General features: G+C 48.0%; 13 protein-coding genes and 1 pseudogene. 7 read left to right on the top strand and 7 right to left on the bottom strand.

Annotated elements, in window-relative coordinates; all coding sequences use genetic code 11:
* Positions 1–36 precede the first annotated feature (36 nt).
* From P9687_RS09435 to fumC, 3 genes and pseudogenes are all read left to right on the top strand, one after another.
* Positions 37–591: pseudogene (locus tag P9687_RS09435) on the top strand (DUF4351 domain-containing protein); the annotation flags it as partial.
* Entirely contained in the window at positions 588–863 is a 276-nt protein-coding gene (locus P9687_RS09430; protein ID WP_014095817.1) for a hypothetical protein, read from the top strand. The pseudogene P9687_RS09435 and the gene P9687_RS09430, both read left to right, overlap by 4 nt.
* A 470-nt stretch (positions 864–1,333) precedes the next feature.
* A complete protein-coding gene (fumC, locus tag P9687_RS09425; protein WP_026684722.1) occupies positions 1,334–2,722 on the top strand; it encodes a class II fumarate hydratase in 1,389 nt (462 codons plus the stop codon).
* 56 nt (positions 2,723–2,778) lie between these two features.
* On the opposite strand, the gene P9687_RS09420 is transcribed toward fumC, so the two are convergent.
* From P9687_RS09420 to P9687_RS09390, 7 genes are all read right to left on the bottom strand, one after another.
* Positions 2,779–2,985 (bottom strand): alpha/beta-type small acid-soluble spore protein, encoded by a 207-nt coding sequence (locus P9687_RS09420; RefSeq protein ID WP_014095815.1) that lies wholly within the window; start codon positions 2,983–2,985, stop codon positions 2,779–2,781.
* A 222-nt stretch (positions 2,986–3,207) separates the two neighbouring features.
* The gene (locus P9687_RS09415; RefSeq protein WP_014095814.1) at positions 3,208–4,302 is read right to left on the bottom strand and encodes an ABC transporter ATP-binding protein; all 1,095 of its coding nucleotides are present in this window, start codon (positions 4,300–4,302) and stop codon (positions 3,208–3,210) included.
* A 314-nt stretch (positions 4,303–4,616) separates the two neighbouring features.
* Positions 4,617–5,504 (bottom strand): helix-turn-helix domain-containing protein, encoded by an 888-nt coding sequence (locus P9687_RS09410; RefSeq protein WP_046720971.1) that lies wholly within the window; start codon positions 5,502–5,504, stop codon positions 4,617–4,619.
* A 65-nt stretch (positions 5,505–5,569) separates the two neighbouring features.
* Entirely contained in the window at positions 5,570–6,751 is a 1,182-nt protein-coding gene (locus P9687_RS09405) for a YheC/YheD family endospore coat-associated protein (RefSeq protein WP_046720970.1), read from the bottom strand.
* Positions 6,748–8,109, bottom strand: coding sequence for a YheC/YheD family endospore coat-associated protein (locus P9687_RS09400; RefSeq protein WP_046720969.1), 1,362 nt, complete (start codon positions 8,107–8,109; stop codon positions 6,748–6,750). Before P9687_RS09400 ends, P9687_RS09405 begins: the two co-directional genes overlap by 4 nt.
* 34 nt (positions 8,110–8,143) lie before the next feature.
* Complete coding sequence (locus tag P9687_RS09395; protein WP_046720968.1) at positions 8,144–9,241, bottom strand: YheC/YheD family endospore coat-associated protein; 1,098 nt, start codon at positions 9,239–9,241, stop codon at positions 8,144–8,146.
* The gene (locus tag P9687_RS09390) at positions 9,231–10,574 is read right to left on the bottom strand and encodes a YheC/YheD family endospore coat-associated protein (protein WP_046720967.1); all 1,344 of its coding nucleotides are present in this window, start codon (positions 10,572–10,574) and stop codon (positions 9,231–9,233) included. The genes P9687_RS09395 and P9687_RS09390 overlap by 11 nt, the downstream gene beginning before the upstream one ends.
* Before the next feature lie 282 nt (positions 10,575–10,856).
* On the opposite strand from P9687_RS09390, the gene P9687_RS09385 reads away from it, so the two are divergent.
* The 4 genes from P9687_RS09385 (at position 10,857) to P9687_RS09370 (ending at position 14,440) form a co-directional block, all read left to right on the top strand.
* A complete protein-coding gene (locus P9687_RS09385) occupies positions 10,857–11,990 on the top strand; it encodes a DUF445 domain-containing protein (protein ID WP_017550233.1) in 1,134 nt (377 codons plus the stop codon).
* Between the two features lie 193 nt (positions 11,991–12,183).
* Positions 12,184–12,531 (top strand): YlbF family regulator, encoded by a 348-nt coding sequence (locus P9687_RS09380; RefSeq protein WP_026684714.1) that lies wholly within the window; start codon positions 12,184–12,186, stop codon positions 12,529–12,531.
* A 117-nt stretch (positions 12,532–12,648) separates the two neighbouring features.
* The gene (locus P9687_RS09375) at positions 12,649–13,515 is read left to right on the top strand and encodes a Cof-type HAD-IIB family hydrolase (protein ID WP_026684713.1); all 867 of its coding nucleotides are present in this window, start codon (positions 12,649–12,651) and stop codon (positions 13,513–13,515) included.
* A 142-nt stretch (positions 13,516–13,657) separates the two neighbouring features.
* Positions 13,658–14,440: an enoyl-CoA hydratase gene (locus P9687_RS09370; RefSeq protein ID WP_046720966.1), complete on the top strand. Its 783-nt coding sequence runs from the start codon at positions 13,658–13,660 to the stop codon at positions 14,438–14,440.
* The last annotated feature ends 2 nt before the right edge of the window (positions 14,441–14,442 follow it).

Genomic DNA, 14,442 nt, shown 5'->3' with positions numbered 1-14,442 from the left:
GTATTGGCGAGGGCCTTATTGTGTTCTTTCGAGTAAACAGCGCCCCCCGTTCCGTACACCGTTGCCGTCCACATCATCGAAATTCTTCGTTTTCTCTATTTATCCATTCATGTGATTAATAGAATCTGGAGAGATTATACCAGGAGCAACAATCCCGTGGCTGCAGCATTGCTGAGCAAAATGGGGTATACAATAAAAGAACGGGTGCAGGTCAAACTGGAGTTTCTGCGGATGCTGGCCCGGATGGAACTCGACCCTGCAAAAATGAGGCTGTTACACGGTTTCTTTGATTATTATTTAAAATTGAACGAAAAAGAGGAGGCGGAAGTAATGGAAAACATTAAAATGCTGGATCCGGACGAAGCGGAGCAAGTATTGAAGCTGCCGAATTCCTATTTTGACCGCGGGTATAAGAAGGGGAAAGAGGAAGGCAGAGAAGAAGGAAGGGAAGAAGGGGAAGAAAGGTTAAGAAGATTTATTGTTAACTTGTTGAAAAATCAAGTGGATGTGAAGGTCATTGCCCAAGCATCCGGCTTGAGTGAAGATGAGATCATGAAAATCAAAAGGCAGATAGAAGGGGAAAAGCCTTGAACCCGAGTTATGACGAAGCAGAGCAAGTATTAAAGCTGCCGAATTCTTACTTTGATCGCGGGTATAAGAAAGGAATTGAAATAGGAGTAGAGAAGGGAAGAGAAGAAGGAAGGGAAGAAGAAAGAAAAGAATTGTTACAAACGATTCCAATTGCCATCAAAATGTTGCTGGCAGGTACGGAGCTTCAATTAATTGTAGAAAAAACCGGCCTGAGCCAGACAGAAGTGGAAAAAATAAAACAGCAACTGGAGACAAAGCAGGACAAGTATTGAAGCTGCCGAATTTTTATTTTGATTTCGCGAATATATGAAATAAAATAAATGCACACCATTGCGAACAGGCTGCTCAGGGCGGTAGCGACCCGCAATGCATTGAAAAAACGGCCGGCCTGAGTCAGCAGGGGTGCCGTTCAAGCGGTCGTTAGCGGGGAATGATGTCTGTTACAATCCGGCAAATCCGGAGAGTGGCAGGCATTTTTTCAGGACTGTGATACCGGCAAACGGTAAATGTACGGCATTGGCCGGCTCGTGAACGGATATGCCGCTTTTTTGGTGCAAGTTTCATTCCTGAAAATTGTTTTCAAAAAGGAATTGATCAGCGACTCGCGAGCGTTGAGGTGTTGCTTTGCGGGAATTTATAGTAAAATAAACTTGCAGCTACATACCGGCAAGTTTTTTAGGCTTGCCACCGTTTCCACCGTTTTGCAAAACTCAAATGTAAGCACATACAGGAGGGGAAGAAAGTGGAGTACCGAATTGAAAAAGACACACTCGGAGAAATGAAAGTGCCGCGGGACAAATATTGGGGGGCACAAACGCAGCGCAGCAAGGAAAACTTCCCGATCGGCGGGGAAAAAATGCCGATGGAAGTGATCCGCGCTTTTGCCCATTTGAAAAAAGCGGCTGCCGTCAGCAACAATCGCCTCGGCAAATTATCGGATGCCAAAATGAAGGCGATTGTCCAAGCTTGTGAAGAAGTGCTGGACGGGAAATTTGATGAACATTTTCCGCTTGTTGTCTGGCAAACAGGCAGCGGCACCCAGTCAAACATGAATGTGAATGAAGTGGTGGCAAGAAGGGCAAACGAAATTCTTTCCGGAGAAAATAGTACTGAACACGTCCATCCGAACGATGATGTGAATATGTCGCAAAGCTCGAACGATACGTTCCCGACTGCAATGCATATTGCTGCCTACCATGAACTACAGACAAGGCTGTTGCCGCCGCTGGAACAGCTGAAAGAAACGCTGCTTGAAAAAGAAAAAGCGTACATGAAAATTATTAAAATCGGGCGCACGCATTTGCAGGATGCAACCCCGCTTACTCTCGGCCAGGAAATCAGCGGCTGGCGTGCCATGCTGGAAAAAAGCGAACGCATGATCAAAGAAAGTGCAAAACATATTTTGAACCTGGCGATCGGCGGCACGGCTGTCGGCACCGGCATTAATGCGGACCCGACTTTCGGTGATAAAGTTGCGGAAGAACTAGAAAGACAGACCGGCTACCCGTTTGTTTCTTCTGATAACAAATTCCATGCACTCACAAGCCATGACGAAATCGTTCATGTCCACGGGGCATTAAAAGGGCTTGCTGCAGATTTAATGAAAATGGCCAATGATGTCAGATGGCTTGCAAGCGGGCCGAGAAGCGGAATCGGTGAGATTACGATCCCGGCCAATGAACCGGGCAGCTCGATTATGCCTGGCAAAGTCAACCCGACCCAGTGCGAAGCGTTGACGATGGTAGCGGTCCAGGTATTCGGGAATGACGCCGCAATCGGGTTTGCCGCGAGCCAGGGCAACTTTGAATTAAATGTATTTAAACCGGTAATTATATACAATTTCCTACAGTCCGTCCATCTGCTCGGCGATGCGATGAAGTCATTTGATGAAAGATGCGTGCGCGGCATCGAACCGAATGTAGAAACGATCCAGGAAAATGTTAATCGTTCCCTCATGCTGGTGACGGCCTTAAATCCGCATATCGGTTATGAAAAAGCGGCCCAAATCGCGAAACTTGCTTTCAAGGAAGGTACGACGCTGAAAGAAGCCGCCATTAAAACAGGTTATGTAACCGAAGAACAATATGAGGAGTGGATTGTGCCGGAAAAAATGGTCAATTTAAATCACTGATAAAAAGGGAGGCGATTGCCCCCCTTTTTTTTCAGCCATTTTATTGGTTTGTTTTATTACGAATGGAAAGTACCACCAAGTTGTTGTTCAGCCATTTGCACAAGGCGTTTTGTAATTTCTCCCCCGACAGATCCGTTCGCGCGGGATGTCGTATCTGCGCCGAGGTTTACGCCGAATTCTTGTGCAATTTCGTATTTCATTTGGTCGAGAGCCTGCTCAGCACCGGAAACTAACAATTGGTTTGAATTGCTGTTGTTTGCCATCTGTGTCATCTCCTCGTTGTGAGTTTTTGGTTGGGTCGGCTGGAATTGCACCAGCAAGCGGGGAATTCCCCGCCACCTTCTTGGTTGAACCCAGCGGAATTTGATCGATGTACTACGTATTATGGAGGAAAAAATTTTAATTATACTGGTTCCTGGCTGGTAATCGCTGGTGATTTTTGCAGTGAAAAAATGCCGGCTGCAACCAGCAGCCGGCATTTCTGTTCACCCAATCCTTAATTCTGTTTCAGCATCGAAGAAATGGGCTTTGTTCATATCAAGCCCGAGCGTAATTTCGTCACCCGGTTTGACAACCGTCCTGGAATCGATGCGGGAGATAAACTCTTGCCCGTTGATTCTGGAATAAAGCATTGTTTCAGCGCCATGAAGTTCGGAAACATCAATCGTGGCTTTGATGGTAGCGCCCGGCATAGTCTCAATGAAAACAGGTTCATCGTGGATGTCTTCGGGGCGGACGCCGAGGATGACATCTTTCCCGATATGGCTTTTCAAGTGTTTCATTTTTCCTTCCGGCACATCAATCTGAACTGATTCGTTTAAGTGGAATTTGCCGTTATCCAGTTTACCGCGGAAGAAGTTCATCGCTGGTGAGCCGATAAAACCGGCGACGAATAGGTTAGCAGGTGAGTCGTATACTTCACGCGGCGTTCCGACTTGCTGGATGACACCATCTTTCATGACGACAATCCTCGAAGCCATCGTCATTGCTTCCGTCTGGTCATGCGTCACATAAATGGTCGTCGTTTGCAGCCGCTGGTGAAGCCGGGCAATTTCGGCCCGCATTTGCACCCGCAATTTTGCGTCCAGATTTGATAAAGGTTCGTCCATGAGGAAGACCTTTGCATCCCGTACAATTGCACGGCCGAGGGCAACCCGTTGCCTTTGTCCGCCTGATAAAGCTTTTGGTTTCCGTTTTAAATATTCTTCAAGGCCAAGAATTTTTGCGGCTTCCTGTACCCGCTTGTCAATTTCCGCTTTCGGCACTTTGCGGAGTTTCAGCCCGAATGCCATATTGTCGTATACCGTCATATGCGGATAAAGCGCGTAGTTCTGGAATACCATCGCGATATCACGATCTTTCGGCGCGACATCGTTCACCCGTTTGCCATCCATGTATAAATCGCCTTTTGAAATTTCTTCAAGCCCGGCAATCATCCTGAGCGTCGTCGATTTCCCGCAGCCGGAAGGACCGACAAATACAATGAATTCCTTGTCATTAATATGTAGGTTAAAATCGGATACAGCGGTTACATTATTGTCGTAAATCTTATAAATATGCTCAAGCGCAAGTTCTGTCATCGTAAAATCCTCCCCCGTTATAAGTTGTCTTTATTATAAAGAAAACCCTTTCATAAGGGGAACGTCAGAATGCACAAAAAATGCAGGGCGATTTTCGGCACCCTGCCCACACGGTTTTCCCGGCAGATTGACGCAGTGAAATGAGAGAGCCGGGATCCTGGCAATGTAAAAGCAGCTCGTTTTCCATTCTTCTGGTTGCCGCATTCATTACAACATGGGAGCTGATGCCGGCATGCCACACTTGATACAACCATTTTTTGTAAAACGGGCCTATTTCCATCCCAAGGCAGATCACGCAAGACTTATCGGAGGGGTTAGCCGCCAAAGGTTTCGAGACAGGCGAAATACGCAAAGATCGCATCTGTAAAATGTTTTAAATTCAAACCCGTTTTTTCTTCGAATTTTTCAATCCGGTACTGCAAGGAATTGCGGTGGATGAATAATTGTTTTGCCGTCAGGCTGGCATTCGCAAAATTTTCAAGATACCGTTTGATCGTTTGCCCCATTTCCCGGTCTTCTTCAAACAGCCCGTGCAGGGATTGAAAGAGCAGGCCCTTTTCACTTTCAGGCAAATTAGACAGCAAATAAAGGGGAAGCAGGGAATGAACCGTGAACAAAGCGGACGTTTTCCGGCGGCTTTTGGCAAATTCGAAAAGCCGGCGTTCGAATGAGAAGTGGTGCTTTAATGCTGCCATTTCCTGAAATTCGCCTAAATACAGCAAAACAGGGGTGTAGAAATCCCCTTCAAACGCACGGATGGATGCCGTCAGATCGTCTTTGGTTGCAATTGTTTCACTTTTTTCTTCAATCACAATGCCTTCTAGCTGATTGGTCACAATCACCAAGACATCAGGCACAAACATGTTTTTGATAGCTTCCTGAACGCCGGATACATCCGACCCTGCTTTTGCCAGCACAAATTGTGTAACGCGATATACGCCGTCATGGACAGGGGCATCGGCATCCGGCAAAAACAGGTAGTCATACCATTTGGATGCTTCGCTTGTCGTGCCGGCAGTATTTTCTTGAAATTTTGGGAATAATGTCTTTAACAGCAGCGTTTCTTCCGGTGTCAATTCGACCGGATCAATCCCGAAATACCGTTTTTCTTCTTCCATCCAAAACCACAACAAAGGTTTCGCCGCAATCGGTTCACTTGCAATGCAAGCATTTGGATACCTCGTTTTTAATCTTTCCAGCATGTTTGGACCCCTCAGTTTTTCATTGGATATAGTCTATTTTACTCAATTTTTTTAAAGGGAGGGAATCATTTTGCCAAAAATCCGGTAACGGCATAAAACAAATCGGCAAGTTTCTGGGTTTTTGCTGTTTCAATTTCAGGTTCATCAAAGGACATTGGTTTCGCATTCAGTTCAAACAAATAAAAGCTGTCTTCATTGCCGGGTGCGATGTCAGCGGTAAATTCCCCGAAAAAGCCGTATGATTCCGCTAAAGCATTGCCGCATGCTGAAATGAGCGGCGCAAGCTTTTTTTCAATCTCCGTTTTTTCCCGGGAAGATAGCACCAGCGTTTCCCCGCCCTTTGCCGTATGGGTTGTCATGCCGCCGGGGCGGGCAACCCGCACGCCGATGCCGGTAACCCGGTAACCTGTTCCGTCGTAATGGACGTGGACACGGTAGTCATATTTCCGACCATCAAGCAATAATGTTGGCACGGTTTCTTGGACAATGTACGTTTCTTTTTCCGCAAGCAGGCCAATCTCCTGCCACACATCCGAAAAGCTGGCGGGCAAGCGGGCGGATTGGGGCGTGTAAAATGTCCATGTCTCACAGGGTCCCTCTACAATGCGGCGGATGCCGTATCCTTGCGAACGGGCGGCGGGCTTGATATAGACATCCTTGTGCGTCAATAAAAAAGCGTGCAAGCTGTCTTCATCAGAAATAAGCGCCATTTCCGGAAGAAAACCAGCAATCGCCGGGTCCTGCTTCAATTTTTCGTACACATCATATTTATTTAAAAAATGCGGGTTGAAAAAAGGAATCCTTTTTTGCCGGAGAAGCGTGGTGAAGCGGTGGAAATCTTCGCCCGATTCTTCCTCCCGCTTCCGGATCCGGTTATAAACCACGTCCGGAAGCGGGAACATTGCCCTGTGCCATTTTTCTTGTTTTACATCCCAAAACACACCGGTAATATGTGCTGAAATATCGGCAAGGCTGAATAAAAAAGACAGACCGCCCTGTTTTTCCTGCAATGCTTGTTGAATGGCGATAAAAAAATCACGATCTCCGCTGATGGCTTTCTTTGATTTACTGATAAGTATCCCGATAAGGGGGCCGGCCGATACTCCTTTTAACATCAGGCGGTGAGGCGTTTCCTCACCGGGTTTCGCGGAGAAAGGAATCAGTTCCGCTTCTTTTCCCCAAAAAAGCGGGGACGGGGTAGTGCGCTTAAACATTTTTTCCTTGCGGTCAAACCAGATGACGGTCATGGGAACATTTCCCCTGGTGACTGCACCTGCCGTTCCGTCAAATAAACGGCAAATGATAAGCTCATTTTGCGCGTCAATAAATCGCACGCCTTCATGAACGGATGGTTGAAAATGGAGCGCCCGGGCTTTGAATTGGCTTCAAACAGCCATACTTTTCCGTCCGTACTGATGCCGAGGTCAAACCCGATTTCTCCAAAGATTCCTTCGACATGTTCATCGATGGCACGGGAAAGTTTGAGGGCGGCTGTTTCCAGTGCATGCCGGTACATCTCCTGTTGTTCAGGGTTTTCCGTAAGCTCGGGAAGTGTTTTAATTAATCCGCCGCTTCTCACATGCGTTGTCGGGCTTCCCGGGCCGGCCACTTTTGCCGCGATTGCTGTAACGACCCAGTTTCCATCCCCGTCTTTATTGGTATGGACCCGGAAATCAACCGGCCGCCCTCCGTCTGTTACGAGAAAAATGCCCTGCTGGACAAGCAGCCGGTTCCATTGCTTTTTGGAAAAAACACGGTTCATTAAGTTTTCAAGGCTGCTGAATTTTAACAATCGGTTGCCAGTGTCCCGGTACCGGCAATAATACGCACCGGAAGCATGGTGGTAAAGGATTTGATGGACGCCGAGGCCAAGGCTGCCATTCACCGGTTTGATATAGACCATCCCGTAGTCAGACAGCATCCGTTCAATTTGATGAAAAGAGGTGAGCGGGTTTGTTTCCGGCAAATATGGGCGCACATCCGGATCTTGAAACAGCCGCTCGTGAATTTCTAGTTTGTTGAAAAAACCGGGATTGTACCATGGAATGAAATATTCATTTTCCAATTTTTCTTTAATTTTCTGCGCATTTACAAGTTTTTCACTCTTCCGGTTCGGGAGCCGGTCGTAAATGGCATTGGGAAATGGAACTTCCTGTTTTTCCCAGCCCGCTTTCCCGTAAAAGTAGCCGGTGATCACACCCTGTTCCCAATCTATATGCTGTTCGCCGAATAAAAACGGCACAACACCGGCGTCCGGCTGGGCGGAAAGAAGTTTTGCAAACCACGCTGACCTTGCGCCGGCCGGCCGGTTTTCAAAAGGGGTGAAGCCGGCCGTAAAAATGCCGACAAGCGGGCCGAGCATTAGGATATCGCTGTTTTGGAAACAGTGAAGAACCGTTAAAAAGGCGGGCATTCTCAGTTCACCGGCAAGTGCGCTTGAGACGGAAAAAACATTGCGGCCATTTGGATGCGGTTCGATTTTTGCGGCAGCGATCTTAGAGCCGAAAGCCACTTTGTCGGTGTGTTCAAGTATCGGAAGGCTTTGCGGCGTGTACAGGATCGGGTCGGATGCCTCAAAAAACTCGATTTTATATTTTCTAGCCATTTGCAAAACACCTCGTTTCATTTTCAGCTTCGTGCTATACAGTTTCGATATTTGCCCGCGCGCGGCTTCCGGTTTCCTGTAAATGCCGGCAGTAGGCAAGCGGGGCTTCAGCCATTTGCCCGGTTTTTTCCGGATGGAGAAGGCTGACCATTTTCCTGCCCGGTTTCGAATTGATGTCGAGTATCCAGATCGATTGGTCTCCCGCAATGAGCAGATCGATCCCCAGCTCAAACAGCGGTTGAAAAGTTTCTTCCAAAACAGCCGGCAAGGTGCTGATGATGTCAGAGATTTCCTGGCTGATATAGACGTGATTAAAATGCGGCGTTTCGCGTTGCCAGTTCTCGTATGTTGAGAGGCTTGCCCCTGCGCTCAAATTGGTTAGAATGCCGTTTTCCATGCCGGTACGGATGCCCCGCGCCACTTCCTGCCACTCGCCGCGGCTGTCTTTTTGCAAAAAGATGCGGAGATCAAAAGGCCGGTTTTTCCGGTCCATATTGTCAATCCTTGCCTGAATGAGAAAATCATGCTTTCCAAGCAGCTGATTGAGCCAAGCTTGAAATTGATCCAAACGGTCGAAGTTCCGCGATATAAGACTGCCGTTTTTCGTCGTACTCACAAGCAGTCCGCCCGTTCTCTTTTCGAGGGAATATACCGCATAACCATGCGCACCGTTTGCCGGTTTTAAAATAATGGAAAGGTATTTGTTCAGCTCCCGCAAAACCGTTCCCGTGCTGTCCGCCTTTACTGTCTCCGGCAAATACGGAGAGATCTCCGGAATTTCCTTTAGGCGGTCATAAAGCATGGCTTTATTCGGCAGCCCGTATCCGAGAAAGGTAAGGTCTTTCCGTTCTTTCAGCCATGCGACAATTTTTTTGGCATCTTTTGATGGCTGGTCTTCACCGTAAAAGCAGCGGTCATAAAGGAATTCCGGAATTTGGAAAACTTCTTCTTTCCATATGCCGCTTGCAGTGTCAAAATGGAGCCCTTTTGCTTTCTGCGTGCCGGGCAGTAAATCAAGGGGGGAGAATGAATAAAGATCGGTCCCGTATTTTTTTGATTCATGTGCCATTTGGTCAAAATATTCCTGCCGGGAAGCAGGATCCAGCGTTAGAATGCCTAATTTATCCGGCATGTTCCATTCCCCTTTCAGTCCATAGAAATAAACCGTAACGGTAAAGTGCTTTTACGGATGGGCGGATGCCGCCGCGGGATACGCCAAACGCGGCCTTAGACGGCTTAACGTTTGCTTCAATAACCCACGGTTTTCCTTCCCGGTCCACGCCTATATCGATCCCGAATTCCGCAAAATGCCCGTTTCCGGCAGAACAGAGCGTGATGGCGGCGGCTTCCGCCAGCTCGTGCATGAGTTCCAGCACAAGCCGGCCTTTTTCCTTTCCAAAATGATGGAAGATCAGCGGCACCGGTTTTGCCGGAAGCCCTCCTTGTGAGAGGTTTGATACAATCGCATCATCTGCCGCTGTTCTTGCGAGGGATGACGCGATCTGCCAATCGTTTTTTGCGCCGGTTCTCCAGACAAGAAACCGGAAATCGGTTTGCCTTCCATCTGCCGAAAGCAATGGAATGCCTTGTTGAAGGATATACGGAAGGTTTCCGGTGAGTTGGTCCATTTTTTTAACGGTGTCTTCCACATTTTCCGCAACTTCCGGCAAACTGTTTTCCTTGTGCGTATTATGGTCAAGGAGGAACCGGCCTTCTTTTTTTTCAATCCGGATGATGCCGCGCCCCTGGCTTCCGTTTTCGGGCTTGACATACAGGACGCTTGATGCCTCAAGTTTTTCCGCAAGGCACGCTGGCCCGTACCGGCAAGTTTCCGGTAAATACGGCCGCAAAAATCGGTTTGCATAAAGGCATTCGTAAACTTCCATTTTTGTTAAATACTTGGCGTTAAAAAAATCGATTCCCTTTTCTTTGTACGCCGCTGTTTTTTTCTCAAACTGACGGCTTTTTTCAGCCAGCCTGGAGTGAATGCGGTTATAGACGATGTCCGGTTCCGGCACTTCCCTTGTTTTCCAACGGTCGTCGGAAAACGTGCAGCCGGTACCGGCACGGGAATCCAAGCCTTCTACAAAAAGGTAGCCGCCTTCTTTTTCGAGCAGGTGGTGCAGTTCTTCGCAAAATGGCCGAATGTTTTCGGAAGGGGCACTGCCAGTGAGTTCTGTCAGGACGGCAATTACCGGGCCAAGTTCAAGCACTCCCTGCCGGCAGAAGGCTCTCATCCGTGCGGGCGGAACAGGGAGCTTCAGATGTTTGTAACCATCCGCAGAGAGCATCATCACCGTTTTGCCGGATGCATTGGTTTCCACTTTTGCCGTGGCTGTTTTTCCGCCGAACCGGATGGTGAGCCCGCCATTTAAAATGTGCAAAAAGGAAAGGAGCGCCCGTGGAATTTCCGCCGCCGCGCCTTTCATTTCATCGTCATGCCGGAATGCAATGGTTGATGCCAATCCGTTCCCTCCCTTCCTCCTGAAAACACGGGCACGAACACGGTCCATTTTTGACTTTATTGGGCTTTTGCTGATATCTTATGATTAGTACAGAAAATCGGTTCAAAAAAAATAGCTGATTTTAGAAATACCCGGCCGCAAAAAAGGGTATTTTTTCATTAAGTTTGCGGTTTTCCGCAGCATAGAACCAAAATCAACGGTTGTGTCCGCATAGCGGGCTGGAAACTTCCCGTGCTTCTTTGGAAAAAATTTCACAACGAAAACAATGAGGGATGATTGTGTATGCATGCATTTTTGGAAATTTTGTTTATGACTGTCGTGGGGGCAGTGATCGGCGGATTCACAAATTATCTGGCCATTAAAATGCTGTTTCGGCCGTATGAGGCGATTTATATTAAAAATTGGCGGCTTCCGTTCACGCCCGGGTTGATTCCGAAAAGGCGCGAAGAAATTGCGAAACAGCTCGGCGAAATGGTGGTGCGTCATCTGGTCACCCCGGAAAGCATCGAAAAAAAGCTGTTGTCGCCCGGGTTTCGGAAAGAGACGGCCCGATGGATGACGGATACTTTTTTGAAATGGCTGGAGATGAGTTGGACAGCCCCGCAAATGGCTCGTTTTTTTAAAGTGGATTTGTCGGCGGAGCGTGTGCAAACCGGGATCAAAGCATTCATCCGCACCCGTTACGGGCAGGCAAAACAACATATCGCACCTCAAACGCTTGAAGCACTGCTGCCCGAAGCCGTGATCAAAAAAGCCGAAGAAAAAATCCCTGTTTTGGCGGATTTGATCATTGCAAGGATTAGTGAATACATTTCGAGCCCTGCAGGCCGCACGAAAATTGAAGGGATGATTAGCCATTTTCTCGATGACCGCGGCATGATCGGCGCGATGGTGAAACGTTTTATCGGAAATACTTCGATTGCCGATAAAATTCAGCCTGAGATCATCCGGGCGCTCCAGGAACCTGGAATGAAAGCAACCATGGCGGAAATGCTGGAAAGGGAATGGAACGGCCTGAAAGCAAAACAGGCCGGGGAACTTTTGCCGGATTTGCCGGATGAAGAAATAAGCGGATGGCTGGAGAAAAATGTATTGTCTCTCCTCCCTGTCGAACGTTTTTTGGACACACCCGTCCAGGCATTTGTTGCCCGGTACCGGAATAAAATTGAAGAAGAATGGATCCCTGTATTGGCGGAAAAAGCGCTGCACCTTATTAGCGAAAACGTGCATTTGATCATCCGGAAGCTGCAGGTAGCGGATCTTGTGCGCCAGGAAGTGGAATCTTTTCCGATTGAGCGCCTGGAAAGTCTGATTCTTGGCATTACCGCCCGCGAATTTTCAATGATTACGTATCTTGGCGCGTTACTGGGCGGCCTGATTGGGATCGTTCAGGGGGTGATCGTGCTGCTTGTATAAAGGAAGCAAGCTCCGGCGCATTGTTGGCATAAGGCCGGCCTGATCCTGCTTTTCGTGCAGGAAAGAGAAAACAGGAAACCTATGTATTCCGGCATTTCTGTGACAGGTTTCAGGCGGCCCGGCCGCTGCTTGTGTAACGCGTCAAAACCGTGAAACCATCCGTGACGAATAAAATTTGATAAGGAGGAGTTATATGCCATCCCATTTAAATGAGTACGCGCGTATGCTTGAAAAAGGAATTCGGGAAAGCCATGAATTTGCTGCATTGAAGCAGGCGTACGAAAATGTTCGGTCAAACGGCCAGGCGAGAGCATTGTTTGACCGTTTCAGGCAGCTTCAACTCAATTTGCAAGATAAACAAATGCAGGGGCTTCCGGTTACAGAAGAAGATGAAAAACAGGCGCAGGCTGCCATGCAAGCGGTCCAGTCAAATCCCGCCATTATGCAGTTGATCGGCGCTGAACAGCGGCTAAGCGATCTGCTCAGCGAAATCAACCAGGTGCTGATGAGGCCTGTCGAAGATTTGTACGCCGGAAAATAGAAGAATGGAGCCGGAAAGTTCTATTTCCCCCTTTTTTCTCATACATCTGTAAAAGAAAGCAGGCTGTGTGAGAAATCAGCCCGGCAGCCGGGAGCATCATGAAGAGGGGGAGCATCCATGATCTATAAAATGCTGGCGTTAAATATTGAGGGAACATTGCTGCAGGATAACGGCCGGCTCGGCAAAACAACGAAAGAAGCAATCGAATATGCAGGTGCAAAAGGCATTGCGGTGACGCTCATTACGTCAAAAAATTTCGCTTCGGCCCACCGGATTGCCAAATGGCTGAAGCTGCATTCTTCCTTAATCACGCACCAGGGCGCTTATATTGCCAGTGAACTGGATAAACCGATTTTTGTCAGAAGGATCAGCGAAGAGGCCACCCGTGACCTTGTGCGCTTTTTGGAAGGGTTTCACGCCCAAATCCGCCTTGTTTCCGAGCGGTTTACATTGTCTAACAGAGTGAAGCATCCGAATAAGTTGATGGGAAAAGTCATTTATCAAACGTCCAATCCGTTTTCTTATGCAGAACAATATGTGGACGATTTATCGGCAAAACTGGAACAAACGCCGCTTTCCCCGCCCAAAATCGAAGTGATTTTTTCTGACGGAGAGGACATTCAGGCAGCTAAAAAAGCGATTGCCAATATGTTCCATGAAGTGGATTGTATTTTTTGCGGAAACGGGAAGCTGGATATTGTGCCGGCTGGTATTTCCAAGCTTCGCGGGCTTTTATATGTATGCGACCGGATGAACATCCGTCGTGAGGAAGTGGTCGTAATCGGTTCGGGCCTTGATGATCTCCCGCTTGTCGAGTGGGCTGGGCTCGGCGTTGCGATGGGAAATGCGCATCCCGCTGTCAAAAACGCGTCAGACTGGGTGACCCGTTCTAACAATGAAAACGGGGTGTCTTATATGGTAAAAGAGCATTTCCGGAAACAGCAGCCGATCGACTTTTTGAAAAAAATGAAACTGCTGAAATAAGGATGGAAGGGGCTGTTTGCTTTAGGCGGCAGCCTCTTTTTTTTGATGAATTTTTAAAAAAGCTGTCATTTTGTATTGGAAATTGCCGAATATTTCGCTATCCTAGTAATAGGAAGAATAAAACAAAGGGAGAGGGATCTCGGTGATTTCAACATATGAGACGATCAAAGTGGAGGAAAAAGACGGGGCAGCCTATTTGTATTTCAACCGCCCGGACGCAATGAATGCGCTGAACTTGGAGATGATTAAGGAACTGGCGGACACGTTGAAAGCGATTGCGATGAAGGATGACATTCACATTCTCGTCTTGTCCGGAAACGGCAAAGCATTCTCCGCAGGCGGGGACATTAAAGCCATGCTGGCGATGGAGGAAGAGAAAGGGTTCACCTCTTTTATGAACCAAATAAATGAAGCCGTTTCCATTCTTGTGGGCATGCCGAAACTCACCATTGCGGCGATTAATGGGGCTGCTGCAGGATTGGGCTTAAGCCTTGCCCTAGCCTGTGATACCATTATCAGTGATTTGGACAGTAAAATCGCGATGAACTTCATCGGGATCGGCCTTGTGCCGGACGGTGGCGGCCACTATTTGCTGCAGCGCCGGATCGGCCAGGAAAAGGCGAAAAAAGTGATTTGGGAAGGAAAAGTCATGTCCGCTGAAGAGGCAGCCGAAACGGGCATTATCGATGAAGCGGTGCCCGATCTTGCGCTTGCCGTTGACCAAAAAATTACAGAATGGCAGAAAAAACCGGTCCTCGCGATGATCAAAACGAAAAAAATCTATACGGAACTGAACCGCCCTGATTTCAATAAATCATTGGAACTGGAAAAACATGCACAGTGGAAAATGCGCCAGACGAAAGACCACAAGGAAGGCATCCGCGCTTTTGTAGAGAAGCGGGCGCCGCAATTCAAAGGGGAGTGAAA

Source organism: Weizmannia sp. CD-2023 (assembly GCF_036225245.1).
GTDB lineage: Bacteria > Bacillota > Bacilli > Bacillales > Bacillaceae_C > Weizmannia > Weizmannia faecalis.
This window is presented reverse-complemented; position numbering and strand designations above follow the sequence as displayed.